The organism is Brucella sp. MAB-22, from assembly GCF_025908475.1.
GTDB lineage: Bacteria > Pseudomonadota > Alphaproteobacteria > Rhizobiales > Rhizobiaceae > Brucella > Brucella anthropi.
In genome coordinates this window covers 1,926,093-1,939,886 of sequence record NZ_CP109781.1, presented here as the reverse complement: position 1 = coordinate 1,939,886, position 13,794 = coordinate 1,926,093, and the positions used below count along the sequence as shown (strand labels likewise).

Sequence of the window (13,794 nt, the reverse complement as noted above, 5' to 3'; positions counted from 1 at the left end):
TGATTGTCAAAATGGCCGACGCAATGCGCGTGCTGGCATTTTCTGGCGACAACGTTTCCCCTGACACACTTGCGCACCACGGCTTTTCCCGTGAAGTCGTCGACCGGTTCGGCGAACGCGCCGCAACGCTCGCACGCCGTCTTTCGGTTCGTCAGGTTGCCAGCCATGTATAAGGAAATCAGTTTTCAGACAGAAGTCGACGGCGGATTTCATCTTCCTACCGCTTACAGATCTCACGCACGCCAGCTCGATCATATGGTCGCGATTGCCACGCTGATTGCAGGTAGCGTGTGTGCGGCGATCTTGGCTGTAAACATTTTCGGCTGATCGCACCAATTGTCCGCAGGCGGGCCAAATCCAGTAATCCTGCAACTGATTGCAGATGATGCCCGGCAAGCAGTGCTCGACACATTTCAAGAGCAATGGCGAGAAGTACGGACAATCGGATTTTCCCCTGACGAAACCTTAGACGCACTCATTTACGGGCTTCTACGGGCGACAGTGGACCTGATTACGCACACCGCCGCGCCAGATAGGCGCGAAGCAATCCCGCGCATAGCGGCAGAGAGACTAATCCAGGCATTTCAATTAGCCCGCGAGAGGGAGATTCATGACAGCAACAATACACTTCACGATAGAGCGACGCGCCCTCCTTCCAGCTCTTGCAGTGGCTAACCGCACCGTTGAAAAGAAGCCGACTGTCCCAATTCTGGGCAATGTACTGATCCAGTGCGAAAACGGCCATCTGACAGTCTCAGGTACAAACCTTGACGTGGAAGTTAAGGCGCGTGCCGTGCAGGGAGGCGTTTCGGACTTCCCAGCATTTACGGTTTCTTCCGGCCTGCTGCACAGCGCAGTCAGCAAACTCCCGGATGGCTGCGAGATTGAGTTTGAAGGCGATGACGCTGTTATTAACATCAGAGCCGGTCGCTCGAAGCTTCAAGTTCCGGTTCTACCAGCTTCTGACTTCCCGGAGATACCGGGCAGCAACTTTCCGCACGCGTTTAACTTGCCCGCAAATGACCTATCGCGAGCACTTTCAAATGTTGGGTTCGCAGTTTCAACCGAAGAGTCGCGATACTATCTCAACGGCATATTTATGCATGGGGATGAAGGTAAGCTGAACTTTGTCGCGACTGATGGACACCAGTTCGCCTATTTGAAAATCAAGGCTCCCGATGGCTGCGACGGCATGCCGGGAGTTATCATTCCACGTGGCATTTTCAATCTTCTTTCACACTGCACGAAAGCGGGTGGCGATACTGTCATCAGCCTGTCGGACCGAAAGATACGCTTCGCGTTTCAGGATGGCGTGACTGTCACTTCAAAACTCGTCGATGGTACGTATCCCGATTATCAGCGCATTATCCCGACGCGCAACGACAGACTCTATCACGTAGACCGTGAAGCGCTGCTTGAAGCGGTTGGCCGCGTCAGTCTGGTCGTTGGTGAGAAATCCGACGCCATTAAATTCGCATTCGGCGCGGATGATGTGCGGCTAGAAATCGAAAACCCGCTGGCTGGCAACATGGAAGACGCGGTGTCGCTCTCGGAAAGCCATCCAGAAGATATCAGTATCGGCCTTAGCTACAAATACTGCACCAACGTACTCAGTGCGATTGGCTCTGAGGAAGTACGGTTCGCGCTCGAAGCGTCGAACAGCCCATGCCTTATTTCGCCCGTGCAAGACCCTGAAGCGGGCGACCCTCCCCTGTTCATCATCATGCCAATGCGTTGATTGGAGCGCGGAAACCATGACGACTAAAGCAAAGCCTACCGAAACCGCAATCCGGTACGCAATCGAATACGCGTTACGCAGCGAGACCATCACAGCTGAAGTGACTGATGACTGTGGAGGATCGACGCACCAGACCGTTTATATGACGGCGTCTGATCTCGAACCGTTCGTGACGCGAATGCTGCAAGAACTTCAAGTGATCTGAGGTGTCCGCCATGAAAGTCACAGTCGAATGGCACAATGCCGGTCCCCACACGATCTACGGAAAGCTTGAGGCGCGTCTGGGCAGAATACCAACTGACAAGGAGGCGTCGGACGAGGTGAAGCGCATATTGCGGGAGGCAAAACAATGACACCTTGGACATGGTTTGCTGGCAATCTTGACGATGATGTCTATGATCTTGCCGAAGCGGACACCCGCGAAAAGGTGATCACAGCCGCTCTTGATGCTTCAACTGGATGGCTAAAGCCCGGCGATCAGCTCCGCATCGTTGAAGCGCGAACCAGCACTGCGAAGAAATATGAAGGCTCAGACTTCGTGCCGTTTCTTCGGACGAGGAATGCGGAAATTATTTATTTGGAGGGCGGCGCATCATGATCGCCATCGCCCAGCATATTCAGATAGTTGGTGATTTCCTGCGCTTCATCTCGCCGAAGATTGCAACAAAATTGGCCGTTCAGCTTGGCAGGCTCGCCTGTGGAAAGCCTAACAACGGTCCACGTTCCATCCGGCTCTTGCCGTTCGTTGAAGTGAATTTTCGTCATGGCAGTGTCAGTTCGTTGATATGCCAGACAGATAAGTTTGCGCGTGCGCGTTTCAAGCCATCAAGGAGAGCAAAATAAAATGCAGGCACAGATTTCAGCCGCACAGCAAAGAAACCTTGATCACATTCAAGCACCAAGGCTACTTGATGTTAATGACGTGAAACGCCTCACAACACTCGGAAAGACAACGATTTACCAGTATGTGAAAGACGATAAATTCCCCAAGCCACTGCGCTTGGGCGCTAATAAAATTAGATGGCGAGAGGATGAGGTTGTAGCATGGTTGCAATCCCTCCCACGCGCCTGAGAAGCTAACGTTTTGGCCCCAGTAACAGTTCTCCTGCTGGGGCCATCTTTTCAAGCAGCAAATCCGCCCAAAGCTGTGCAAGCTCACGTCTTCGACCGAGGTACATTGCTCGATTGTACGCAGCCTCAACTTTGTCTTTCGGAACATGTGCGAGCATTAAGTCGATTAACGCCCGATCATTAGGGTAGTGCTCGTTCATCACTGTGGAGAATGTCGATCTCCAACCATGCGGCACATGCTTTCCAGACAGATGCGCCCGCTTTAACAGGTAACTCAATGCGTTCTCAGACATGGGTTTAAATCTGTGCCTGACGTTAGGAAATACGTACGGCGCGCCCCATGATTCCTTTTTGATGGCTTCAATGACTTCAACAGCTTGCTTCGACAGTGGAACAAGATGATCCCGACGCTCATCATCCTTGTGTGCAAGCTTCAGCTTCATACGAGATGCCGGTATGTGCCACACCGGATTCTCTTCATCGAGGTCCGAGAACTCGGTCCAAGGAGTTGTGATTAGGGTGCCAGGTCGGACTGCGGTTAAGGCAAGTAGCCGCATTGCCAATTTAGTAACCGGATGAGCTGTTTCAGCCTCAGCTTTATTCAGAACATCGCGAGCATCCTTGAGAGTGATAACGGCTGGCTGCTTTCCTTTGCGCAGTGGAGCCAAAGCACCTTTGACAATATGCGCGGGATCATTCGATGCGCGACCGGATGATATGCCATAGACGAAGACCGCCGAAATTCGCTGCCTAACCCGCTTTGCCGTCTCGATTGCAGTTTTCTCGATCTCACGAAGCAAACGTAGAACGTCAGGAGCCGTCACATCATCAGGATGTTTGTTGCCGATATGAGGGAAAACTCGCGTTTCCAAGCTCTCTATTACATCATCCGCATGGCGCTTTACCCACATCGGTTTTTGCAGCTCGAACCACTCACGCGCTAAATGCTCGAAGGTAATACCGAGTGTATTGGATGAGGGCTGATTCGGAGACGCTTTTGGATCGCCTCCCCCCTTTACGATTCGACGTTTCTCATCGCGTAAATCACGAGCATCTGACAGTGATAATTCTGGATAAGAGCCAAGAGAAAGCAGATGCTCCTTGCCGTCACGCTGATAACGAAAGCGCCAAAGCTTTGATCCAGAGTTGGAAACGAGAAGAAAAAGCCCCTTCGAGTCGCTTAATTTGTACGGCTTTTCACTTGGCTTGGCTTTTTTGATTTGAACTTCCGTCAGCATCCCCACCTCACAATGTGCGCAAGCAGAGGATAGCCGTATCCGGTTTTCGCTTTTACGATATCCGATTTGTATCCGACTTGATGCCGACTTCCAGCAACTCCGCCCGAACGCGCTTGAAGCGGAATATACGATGAAATCCCAAGTTTACAACGGTTTTCGAACCAGAATGAACGTGTGTGAATTCGCCTGAAAGGGTATATGGCGGAGGGGGTGGGATTCGAACCCACGGTACAGTCTCCTGCACGCCGGTTTTCAAGACCGGTGCCTTAAACCGCTCGGCCACCCCTCCAGACAATTGTTTTATCTATGCTTTTCACAAGTCTGGAAAAACAGCAAATCGCAGCAAGCTATCGATTTGCGCCCAATTGCTTAGCGAGTGACTTCTTAGCAGCTTTTCTTGCGGCGTCAACGTGCACTGTTTCATTTGCCAGCATTCTGAACAACACGGAACGAAACCGGCAGCGGATACCGATCACAATAGCTCGATCCAGCCTCCAAAACCTAACTTTCAATGTTACTGCCATGGCCAGCGGTTAAATGCGCTCTAAGTTCTTTGGCGCAGCCTCAATTGCAGATTGCCGTTCCGGCATCATTCAACACGGAGGATTCCCCATGCAGCACAAAATCCAGGAGAATATGGAAGTCATCGGCGCCGATGGCGTGCATGTCGGCACGGTCGATCGCGTCGAAGATAACCGCATCAAGCTGAAGAAAACCGATAATTCCGGCATGCACAGCGACCATCATCATTATATCGAACTCGGTTTTGTCGCCGATATCGAAGGTGACAAGGTCAGGCTGTCGGCCAATGCCGATGTTGCTGTAACCTTGGAAGAGGAAGCATCCGGTCGCCCAGTCGATCTTTGAAGCAATATCCAAGGCCGCTCATAACACGGGGCCAATGGCAGCCGTGTTATGAGACAAACTCCCCTCACCTGCTTCCCATTCTCGGTCCTGGCGCATTGTTGCAGATCGAGACTTCGATCTGTTAGAAATTCAATGCCAAAACGCCGCAAGGAAGCAACCAGACTTGTCCTTTGCCACATTGCGGCTTAAACTTGAGTTTAATAATCAAAATAAGAAAAAGGGAAGCTATGAGTCTGGATTCTGTTAAGGCATTTTTTGCGGCCAAAGCGCCTGAAATCGAAGTGATTGAGCTGTCGACGAGCACCGCCACTGTTGTTCTCGCCGCCGAAGCGCATGGCGTGGAACCGGGACAGATCGCCAAGACGCTTTCTTTTTCCGCCAAAGACCAGACCATTCTTATTGTCACCCGTGGCGATGCGCGTATCGATAATCGCAAGTTCAAGGATCAGTTCGGAACCAAGCCTCGTATGCTTGATGCCGAGACCGTTCTTGCCGAAACCAGCCATCCGGTCGGAGGCGTATGTCCGTTCGGTCTGCCGAGCGCATTGCCCGTTTACTGCGATGTATCGCTGAAGAATTTCGAGGAAGTCGTGCCCGCTGCCGGAGCGACCAACAGTGCCGTGCGCATCGCTCCGCACAAAATGGCTGAGCTGGTCAGCGCCGAATGGATAGACGTTTGCCAGTAGGTCAGAATGGGCTTTTGCAGCGGGTCTGGGAGGAACTCGCGGTTATTTGATACCGGTAACAACTTTTCCCCTTTAAAGGTGAGAAAAGACTTCATATATTTTAAGAATGATTCTAAAGTGGGTTAAGAAACATATATATCCGCTTTAGCGCATGATCCGATCGAGCCTTGAACCTTTCCGGATCGCAAATGCGACAAGACCAGAATTTTGGAGCAGTTCCGAAACAGGGATAAACCGCTTTCGGTTTGGAATTGCGAACTCAAGGATTGGAGCATCGCGTCCTCGGCATCGAGGTTGCAGTTGTTCCGAGACGTGTTGAAAGGAACAGTGATGCGTCTTACCCGCCAGACGAATTATGCCGTTCGTATGCTCATGTATTGTGCTGCCAATGACGGCAAGCTCAGCCGCATTCCGGAAATCGCACGCGCCTACGGCGTTTCTGAGCTGTTTTTGTTCAAGATTCTTCAGCCGCTCGTTGAACATGGGCTGGTGGAAACTGTACGTGGCCGCAATGGAGGCGTGCGCCTCGGACGTGCAGCACAGGACATTTCGCTGTTCGATGTTGTGCGTGTGACCGAAGAAAACTTCGCCATGGCGGAGTGCTTCGAGAACGATGCCACCGAATGCCCACTGGTCGACAGCTGCGCACTCAATTCAGCGCTGCGCGAGGCACTCAATGCATTCTTCGCCGTGCTGATGAAGTACAGCATCGCAGACCTCGTCAAGGCGCGCCCGAATGTGCGGCACCTGCTTGGTCTCGATGAAATGGAAGAAGCGCGCGTAGCGAGCTGATAATTCAGCGCGAAGCTTGAAATAAAAAAGGTCCGGCTTAGAGCCGGACCTTTTTTATTCTGCGGCTGCGCGATAGGCAGACTGGGGCAATACAAAAGGCACCCCCTTTTCCGGCGGGACACCCACCCGCAACGTGCATTCATAAACACGTTCGAGCCTCTCGTCGGTCAGTGCTTCGCGCGGTGTGCCCATCACATCAAGCTTGCCTCTGTTCATGACCGCAATACGGTCGGCGAACATGGCAGTCAGGTTGAGATCATGCAGGATAGCAATCACCCCGCCGCCCGCTGCCGCGAAATCTCTCGCAATCTCCATCACCACAATCTGGTGACGTATATCGAGACTTGAAATCGGCTCATCCAGAAAAAGATAGCGCGCCTCACCATCCACAACCGGTTTCCAGACCTGACAAAGAACACGGGCAAGCTGCACGCGCTGCTGTTCTCCGCCGGAAAGTTCCTGATAAAGCCGACCGCCGAAGCCAGCGAGATCAACCCTTTGCAAAGCGAGATCGGGCAAGCGCTTTTCTTCTTCGCGAGAAACCCCACTATAGCCGCCGGTGAGCCCGATCTTCACGATCTCGCGGACCGTGAAGGGAAACGACAAGGCGCTTGCCTGTGGAAGCACCGCCCGCCGCGCCGCCATCTGCCACGGCTTGATTTCAGCGAAGGAGCGGCCGTCCAGATAGGCTGTTCCCGTGTAAGCGACGTCACCGGCAAGCGCACGCAACAGCGTAGTTTTGCCAGAACCGTTCGGCCCGACAATTGCGGTCACCTCGCCCGGATTAGCGGAGAAGGCGATATCGCTGATGATGGTCTTGCCTGACAGGCTTACGCCCAATGCTTTTGTTTCAATCATGATAGCCTCACAGATCGAGCAGGCCGCGCTGGCGCAGCAATATCCAGAGGAAGAACGGCGCGCCAAAAAGTGCGGTGATGATGCCAATCGGCAATTCTGCCGGGGCCACAATCGTCCGACTTACCGCATCCGCCAGAAGCAGAAGCGTTGCGCCGAGCAGCGCCGACGCTGGCAGGAGATAGCGATGGTCCGGACCAATGCTGAGGCGCAGCATATGCGGCACCACAATGCCGACAAAGCCGATCCCACCAGCAACGGCGACAGTCGCGCCGGTAGCTGCCGCTACGGTAACGATAGCGATGTTTTTGATGCGTTGCACCTGAATGCCGAGATGACCGGCTGCAGCCTCGCCCAACGCCAGTGCGTTGAGACCACGCGCAAGCAATGGCGAAACCACCAGAATGATGGCGATGATTGGTCCCGCAGCGCCAATCTTGGCCCAGGTGGAACCTGCAAGCGAACCAAGCCCCCAGAATGTCAGGTCGCGCAACTGTCGATCATCGGCCAGATAGATGAGCGCGCCGGTCGCAGCGCCCGCCAGGGCGCCAAGTGCAATACCTGCGAGCAGCATGGTAGCAACAGACGTACGGCCCCGACGCGTCGCGACACGATAGAGCAGCAAGGTGCTGGCAAGCCCGCCCAGAAATGCAGCCAGAGGCAAGGCATAGACGCCAAGGATCGCAATAACGGGAGCAAGAAAAGTGCCGCCCAGAACAATCATCGATACCGCGCCAAGTCCAGCCCCGGCGGACACCCCGACGAGACCCGGATCGGCCAGAGGATTGCGGAAAAGGCCCTGCATCACGGCACCGGAAACCGCCAACCCCGCTCCTATCAGCATACCCATGACGATACGCGGCAGGCGGATCTCCATGATGATCAGGTGATCGCGACGGAATGCATCCGCGCCTTCGGCTGCGCCGGAGGAGGTCAGAGCGCGCAGAACCGAAAGCACGGATGCATCCGAAGCGCCTGCTGTCAGGCTGAACAAAGCCGCGATGCATAAAGCAACGGCGAGCAATATGATGGTGAACCGTGCACGTGCGGCACGGTCTCCCGTGATGTCACCTTCTGAGGTGGTGACTTCATTTTCTGATTGACGCGCTGCAAAGCGCTGTTCGCGCGCTACGCGACCTTGGCTGGTCATTTCGAATAATCCTTACAATCAGACTTGCGTGCTCTTCAATCCAGCAAGTCTGATTATGTTATTGCGCTGCAGAGGCGCCATAGAGTTTTGCTGACAGGTCCCGAATGGCAGAACCAGTTCGAGGCCCAAATCCCAACAGATACGACGCTTCCATCGAAACGACATTCTTGTTACGCCCTGCCGGTGTTGCAGCGATAATGGGATTCTTCAACAGCGATTCCGGCGTCATCCCGTCCGCTCCCGTATCCATCATCAGGATCATATCGGGCGCGGCCTTCTCGACGGCTTCGTCGGTCAGCTGCTTATATCCGTGAAATTCGGTGATGACGTTTTCACCACCGGCAAGCTCAATCATGCCATCGGCCGCAGTGCCTGTGCCCGAAGCCATCATGCGCCCGCCGGGCGCCGACAGAACGAAAAGTACACGCTTGCGCGAACTGTGGCCAGCTGCGGCCTTCTCAGCCGCTTCGATATCGCGTGAGACTTCGCTCGCAAGCGCCCTGGCCTTCTCTTCCAGACCGAGAGCCTCGCCCACGATCTCGATTTTCTTGACGACGCTTTCGCCGGTATAGGTTTCCGGCACAACGATCATTGGCACAGACGCTTTCTTCAAAACATCGAGCGTATCCTGTGGGCCGCTGCCTTCAAGGAGCAGAATGCCGGTTGGATTGACCGAGAGCACACCTTCTGGTGCAAGCTGACGCATATATCCGATATCCGGCAGCTTCTTTACCGCGTCGGGATAGGCGCTTGTCTGGTCGCGCGCGGCGAGCATCTTTTCTGCGCCAAGAGCGTAGACGATTTCCGTCAGCGAGCCGCCGACGGAAACGATGCGCGACGTATCGCCGAAATGGTCGACGGCTTCTGCGCGTGCAGCACCACCAGCTGCCAGCGACAAAGCGATGGCAGCCAGAGCAGCTCCGCGACTGAAGCGCAAGGAAATGAACGACATTGCCGTCACCTTATGCAGCGGAAGACTGCGGCAGACGCGGAAGGTTTTCCGCGATCATGCGCCAGTCGGCTAGTTCGGCTTCGCCTTCATGACGCTCACCAAAGAACTGAACAATCAGTTCGCCATTGGCATCATAGGCCTCCAGCGACGTCACATGCCCGTCCTTCGTCGGCTTGCGCACAACCCAGACGTCAGCGATGTGATCGAGGCGCAGATGCATATGGAACGTCGGGTCCAGCACGTTCAGCCACGGGCCCATCATCTTGATTTCATGGATTGGGCCAGTGTGAATCTGGATGCAGCCACGGCTTCCGACAAAGCACATGATGGGCAGCTTTTCCTGCACCGCATGGTTCATCATGGCCTCGACCGATGACGTATCGACACGCCAGGCGAAATCATGACCGGCAAGATGCACAGCCTGATGGCGGTCCACACCGAAATCCTTCAACAGGCCAACGAACTGGTGCACATCGGTGAGTGCGCCCCAGCGTTCGCGGAATGCGTCGATATCGAGAAGCGATACGTCTGCCTTCGGTCCCTTTGTTGCAAGCGCACTGGTCTCAACAGCTGGCGACTGATCGTCCAGCAGCAAATCGGCGACAAGAGCCTCATAGGCTTCAACGTTCGAAGCTGGGCGCAGATGAATCTTGAAAACCGCCTCGCCCGTGGCATCGAAAAATTGCAGGCTGCGACGCGTTGCTTCGCCATCCTGCTTGGCAACGGCAAAACCGTGAACCCAATGCTTCGGGAAAATACGAAGGTCGATTTCCTTGCCGAGCGCCAGCGAAGCATGTTGGCCCCAGATCGTCTTCTCAAAAGGCCCGATCTTTTCATGAACGACGCTCTCATTACGCGTCAGCGCCATGATTTCGCCGACAGCAGCAATGCGATTCAACAGCGTTTCAACATCGGCGCGAATACGCCGCGCCGAAATGGGGGCTGCTATATCCTGTCCGCAATGCGCTGCTACAAAATCGGCTTCTGATACACCGAGGCTCTGCGCAAAATCACGTTCGCGCATTTTCGGATTATCAGCCCGTGCCTTGAGGATCTGCTCTGGGGAGGGCTTGGAATGGGTCGTCATCTGATGGTTGCCTACTTGTTTAGGATGAGCTTGCCTTGGCGGGTGATCTTGAGACGATAGAGCGAACCGCCGTGCTCTATGCCCACTTCCCGGGAGCCGTCGAAGAGTTCGCGACTGCCATAGGTTTTCAATTGCGGCTCAAGACCACCTTCGCCGAAGCGAGGTTTCGCCTGAGCTGGGACAGACCCGGTTGAATCGCTGCGGAGCTGGCTTTCAGGAATGCGATTTGCGGCTCGTTCGGAAACGGGTCCGCGTGGTAACCGCACCTGCATGTCGATATGGATTCGCCTGTTCATTTTCTCGCCTCAGCATCGACTTTCCACACGGTGATGACAGCAAATTTGTTTTGTTGACATCAACAGTCATGTTTATTAATCACTGCATTACTGGAATAATCGAGTCAAGTTTAAATCTCGCTTTTTCCGCGCAAGCCCGGAAGAAATCCTCTTCCCAGCCAGCACGCGCCTTCTCCCGAGGGGGAAGTCATAAACAATTGAATTTTTTAATTTCTTCGTCACCCATCGGGTCGGCGAAGCGCGTCTGGGTCATGAAGGAAACATTGGAAATGCGGGCGACTGGTGGGGTTCACAAACGGTCAATTCTGGCGAGCACGGGGCTTGCTGTCATTCTTGTGGCGTTGACGTCACAAGCCTTTGCGCAGGAACAGAAAGCTTCTGAAGAAGAAGCTGGCGTCGCGTTGAAGACGATCACCATTCGCAGAGCGAACGACGCTCAGGCGCCGACTTCCGTTGCGGCACCGGTTGGCAGGGTTGACCGCGAAGAGATCAATCGTTTCGGCGGCGCGAAGCTCGACGACGTGTTGCGCGGCACCGCTGGCGTGTTTACCTTGCAGAATGCTTCCAATCCCGGCGTTGCGGTCAATATTCGCGGTTTTGAAGGCTCCGGCCGCGTCAACATGATGATCGACGGCGTACCGCAGAGCTACCGCAACACCGCGCACGATGCGCAGGGTTATGCCTATATCGACCCGAACCTGTTATCTGAAATCGACGTGGCGCGCGGCGCTGTGACGACCGAAGGCGGCACTGGCCTTGCAGGCAGCGTCAATTTCCGCACGCTCGGCGTCGATGATGTCATTCTGGATGGCAAGGACAAGGGTGTTCTCGGCCGCGCTTCCTGGGGTAGCAATGGAACCGGCTTCTCCGAAATGCTGGCCGGTGCCGCCCGCGTCAATTCCATCGGGATTGTTGCGGCCATCAGTCGTCACGACTCCAACGATTACAAGAACGGCGACGGCGTGACCGTCGAGAAAACCGGCGAAGAACTGACTTCCGGCCTGTTCAAAGCTGAGTTCGGCCTTGGCGAAGACCAGAAGCTGACACTTGGTGGCGTGCTCTACAACAACCACTACGGAACATATGCGAACGGCTACCGTCCGGGAACCTATACGATCTACGATATGTTCCTGCAGAACCGCACGTTCTTCGCACAGTACAACTACAATCCGTCCGACAACGATCTCATCGGCCTCGACGTCAACCTCTACCACAACAGCACATTGCAGAACTGGGAAGACGGCAATGGTAGCTTCGTAGGACGGCAGGTTTCGACCGAAACCACCGGCATGACGGCCTCGAACACGTCGCGCTTCACCTTCGGCGAAGTGGCGGTCGCGTGGAAGAACGGCTTTGAAATCAACCGCGACACCGCTGGCGGCACCAAAACGGGCGTCAACCCGACGGATGCTACGTCCAATCGCGGCGCAGTCTTCTCGGAAGCGACCTGGAATTATCAGGCCCTGCAGGTCGTCACCGGCCTCCGCTATGATTATTTCAAGCTCGAAAGCGAAGACAGTTCGATCTCGAACAGCGATAGCGAGTTCAGCCCCAAGGTCACCGTTGCCTATAACCTGACCGACTGGTTGCAGCCCTACATCACCTATGCGCATTCCATGCGTTCGCCCAGCCTGCAGGAAACATTCCTCGGTGGCGTGGCGCATACTGGAACCGGGATGATGCACGGCAATCCCAACCTTCGTCCTGAAAAGCAGCGCGGCTGGGAATTCGGCGTCAATATCGCTCGCGATGGCATCCTGACTGCTGAAGACGGACTACGCCTCAAGGCTAATTACTACACGATGCGTGTTGAGGATTACATCACAGCTGCATCCGACTACAGCCAGTTCATCAATGTCGACGGCACTTCGACAGTGAAAGGCTTCGAACTCGACGCGCGTTATGATGCGGGCTTCGCGTTCGGTGGCATTGCTTATACGCATTCCACCTCTGAACTGCCTGAGCAGACAGCTGGCATGGGCGCAAACCAGTATTTGCCGGAAGATGTCGTAACGGTTACCGCCGGTGCGCGTTTCTTCGAGCGCAAGCTCGAAAGCGGTCTGCGCGTTCAGCACGTTTCGAGCGGCAAAAGCATCAGCGGAAACGACACCGATCCCTACACGCTGGTCGACGTCTTCGCGAAATACAAGTTCACCGAAACGGTCGATCTTTCGCTTCAGGTGCTGAACATCGCCGACAAGGAATATACCCCTGCCCTCAGCACTTATGGTTCTGGTCGCGGACGTACATTCCTCGTCTCGACACAGTTCCAGTTCTAAAACTTTGGGAGGCGTTCTCGCCTCCCGTTCATGATCGTCACATCTTCGAAGACCGACCAACCTGACCGCGGCGGCCTTCTGATCCCGAGATGTGACGCGGCGGGTGCGGCCCCTACCGCTGCACTCGCCAAAAGTTATATAAAGTAGCCAATCCCAAACCTGATGGAAAAGGATCAGCAATGTTCATAGCCATGAATCGCTTCAAGGTTCGCGTCGGCAGCGAAGCCGACTTCGAGACCGTATGGAAAAACCGCGACTCGAAACTGTCCGAACTTCCCGGTTTCGAGAGTTTTCACCTTCTCCGCGGTGCGACCAATGAAGAGGAAGGCTACACGCTTTATGCTTCGCACACGGTCTGGCGCAACCGCGATGATTTCGTCGCCTGGACCAAGTCCGAACAGTTTCGCGATGCGCATCGCAACGCCGGAGACAACAAGCCGCTCTATCTGGGACCTCCGCAGTTTGAAGGCTTCAGCGCCGTTCTCGGCTCCTGACGCACGGTAGAAACGCCTATCCACAAGGTGCGGCGAAATAGCGCATAATGTCATAGCGGCGCCATTCGGAGGCCGCTATGACGATAGTAAAGCACCAATTATCTTTTAAAGATGGGTAGTTAACTCATATTTAGAATGATTCTAACTTATTGATTTTTAGAACATTTCAAAAACATAAAAATTGACAGAACGGAGCCCTACCGGCCATAACCTGACTTAATTTGGTGGGTTTTATAAACGCCACTTAAGTAATGCCTTTAATGTTCGGGCCTTTAACCCTTGCAGTTGG

At 54.4% G+C, this 13,794-nt stretch carries 19 protein-coding genes and 1 tRNA gene; 13 read left to right on the top strand and 7 right to left on the bottom strand.

The window, feature by feature from the left end; genetic code table 11:
• The first annotated feature begins 11 nt into the window (after nucleotides 1-11).
• From OHI65_RS08975 to OHI65_RS08940, 8 genes are all read left to right on the top strand, one after another.
• Nucleotides 12-173 carry a hypothetical protein gene (locus OHI65_RS08975; protein ID WP_264358648.1) on the top strand — a complete coding sequence of 54 codons (162 nt, stop codon included), beginning with the start codon at nucleotides 12-14 and terminating at the stop codon, nucleotides 171-173.
• The gene (locus tag OHI65_RS08970; protein WP_264358647.1) at nucleotides 166-327 is read left to right on the top strand and encodes a hypothetical protein; all 162 of its coding nucleotides are present in this window, start codon (nucleotides 166-168) and stop codon (nucleotides 325-327) included. Before OHI65_RS08975 ends, OHI65_RS08970 begins: the two co-directional genes overlap by 8 nt.
• Before the next feature lie 283 nt (nucleotides 328-610).
• Nucleotides 611-1,738: a DNA polymerase III subunit beta gene (dnaN, locus tag OHI65_RS08965; protein ID WP_264358646.1), complete on the top strand. Its 1,128-nt coding sequence runs from the start codon at nucleotides 611-613 to the stop codon at nucleotides 1,736-1,738.
• A 16-nt stretch (nucleotides 1,739-1,754) separates the two neighbouring features.
• Entirely contained in the window at nucleotides 1,755-1,943 is a 189-nt protein-coding gene (locus OHI65_RS08960; RefSeq protein ID WP_264358645.1) for a hypothetical protein, read from the top strand.
• A 10-nt stretch (nucleotides 1,944-1,953) separates the two neighbouring features.
• Nucleotides 1,954-2,091, top strand: a complete 138-nt coding sequence (locus OHI65_RS08955; RefSeq protein ID WP_264358644.1) for a hypothetical protein — start codon at nucleotides 1,954-1,956, stop codon at nucleotides 2,089-2,091.
• Nucleotides 2,088-2,336 (top strand): hypothetical protein, encoded by a 249-nt coding sequence (locus OHI65_RS08950; protein ID WP_264358643.1) that lies wholly within the window; start codon nucleotides 2,088-2,090, stop codon nucleotides 2,334-2,336. The genes OHI65_RS08955 and OHI65_RS08950 overlap by 4 nt, the downstream gene beginning before the upstream one ends.
• Nucleotides 2,333-2,581 carry a hypothetical protein gene (locus tag OHI65_RS08945; RefSeq protein ID WP_264358642.1) on the top strand — a complete coding sequence of 83 codons (249 nt, stop codon included), beginning with the start codon at nucleotides 2,333-2,335 and terminating at the stop codon, nucleotides 2,579-2,581. Before OHI65_RS08950 ends, OHI65_RS08945 begins: the two co-directional genes overlap by 4 nt.
• 1 nt (nucleotide 2,582) lies before the next feature.
• Nucleotides 2,583-2,810, top strand: a complete 228-nt coding sequence (locus OHI65_RS08940) for a helix-turn-helix transcriptional regulator (protein ID WP_264358641.1) — start codon at nucleotides 2,583-2,585, stop codon at nucleotides 2,808-2,810.
• A 4-nt stretch (nucleotides 2,811-2,814) separates the two neighbouring features.
• Here the strand turns inward: OHI65_RS08940 and OHI65_RS08935 are convergent, their stop codons facing one another.
• Nucleotides 2,815-4,047: a tyrosine-type recombinase/integrase gene (locus OHI65_RS08935; protein WP_264358640.1), complete on the bottom strand. Its 1,233-nt coding sequence runs from the start codon at nucleotides 4,045-4,047 to the stop codon at nucleotides 2,815-2,817.
• A gap of 199 nt (nucleotides 4,048-4,246) precedes the next feature.
• A tRNA-Ser gene (locus tag OHI65_RS08930) sits at nucleotides 4,247-4,336 on the bottom strand.
• A 323-nt stretch (nucleotides 4,337-4,659) separates the two neighbouring features.
• Between OHI65_RS08930 and OHI65_RS08925 the strand changes: the two genes are divergently transcribed.
• The 3 genes from OHI65_RS08925 to rirA all read left to right on the top strand — a co-directional run bounded on the left by OHI65_RS08925 (nucleotide 4,660) and on the right by rirA (nucleotide 6,392).
• Nucleotides 4,660-4,914 carry a DUF2171 domain-containing protein gene (locus OHI65_RS08925; RefSeq protein ID WP_012093006.1) on the top strand — a complete coding sequence of 85 codons (255 nt, stop codon included), beginning with the start codon at nucleotides 4,660-4,662 and terminating at the stop codon, nucleotides 4,912-4,914.
• A 227-nt stretch (nucleotides 4,915-5,141) separates the two neighbouring features.
• On the top strand, nucleotides 5,142-5,600 hold the full coding sequence (locus OHI65_RS08920; protein ID WP_012093007.1) for a YbaK/EbsC family protein: 459 nt from the start codon (nucleotides 5,142-5,144) through the stop codon (nucleotides 5,598-5,600).
• Nucleotides 5,601-5,930: 330 nt separating this feature from the next.
• Nucleotides 5,931-6,392, top strand: coding sequence for an iron-responsive transcriptional regulator RirA (gene rirA, locus OHI65_RS08915; protein ID WP_112587686.1), 462 nt, complete (start codon nucleotides 5,931-5,933; stop codon nucleotides 6,390-6,392).
• A 54-nt stretch (nucleotides 6,393-6,446) separates the two neighbouring features.
• Here rirA and OHI65_RS08910 read toward each other — a convergent pair whose 3' ends face one another.
• The 5 genes from OHI65_RS08910 to hemP are packed head-to-tail and all read right to left on the bottom strand — an operon-like array spanning nucleotide 6,447 to nucleotide 10,657.
• Complete coding sequence (locus OHI65_RS08910; protein ID WP_010658816.1) at nucleotides 6,447-7,250, bottom strand: heme ABC transporter ATP-binding protein; 804 nt, start codon at nucleotides 7,248-7,250, stop codon at nucleotides 6,447-6,449.
• Nucleotides 7,251-7,257: 7 nt separating this feature from the next.
• Nucleotides 7,258-8,397, bottom strand: coding sequence for a FecCD family ABC transporter permease (locus tag OHI65_RS08905; protein ID WP_010658817.1), 1,140 nt, complete (start codon nucleotides 8,395-8,397; stop codon nucleotides 7,258-7,260).
• Between the two features lie 58 nt (nucleotides 8,398-8,455).
• Entirely contained in the window at nucleotides 8,456-9,349 is an 894-nt protein-coding gene (locus OHI65_RS08900) for a heme/hemin ABC transporter substrate-binding protein (RefSeq protein ID WP_125300591.1), read from the bottom strand.
• A gap of 10 nt (nucleotides 9,350-9,359) precedes the next feature.
• A complete protein-coding gene (locus tag OHI65_RS08895; RefSeq protein ID WP_094515760.1) occupies nucleotides 9,360-10,436 on the bottom strand; it encodes a hemin-degrading factor in 1,077 nt (358 codons plus the stop codon).
• An 11-nt stretch (nucleotides 10,437-10,447) separates the two neighbouring features.
• Nucleotides 10,448-10,657, bottom strand: a complete 210-nt coding sequence (hemP, locus tag OHI65_RS08890; RefSeq protein WP_371264656.1) for a hemin uptake protein HemP — start codon at nucleotides 10,655-10,657, stop codon at nucleotides 10,448-10,450.
• A gap of 326 nt (nucleotides 10,658-10,983) precedes the next feature.
• On the opposite strand from hemP, the gene OHI65_RS08885 reads away from it, so the two are divergent.
• Together OHI65_RS08885 and OHI65_RS08880 are read left to right on the top strand one after the other, a co-directional pair.
• Nucleotides 10,984-13,011, top strand: coding sequence for a TonB-dependent receptor domain-containing protein (locus OHI65_RS08885; RefSeq protein ID WP_264358639.1), 2,028 nt, complete (start codon nucleotides 10,984-10,986; stop codon nucleotides 13,009-13,011).
• 179 nt (nucleotides 13,012-13,190) lie between these two features.
• A complete protein-coding gene (locus tag OHI65_RS08880) occupies nucleotides 13,191-13,505 on the top strand; it encodes an antibiotic biosynthesis monooxygenase family protein (RefSeq protein WP_010658822.1) in 315 nt (104 codons plus the stop codon).
• Nucleotides 13,506-13,794: the final 289 nt, after the last annotated feature.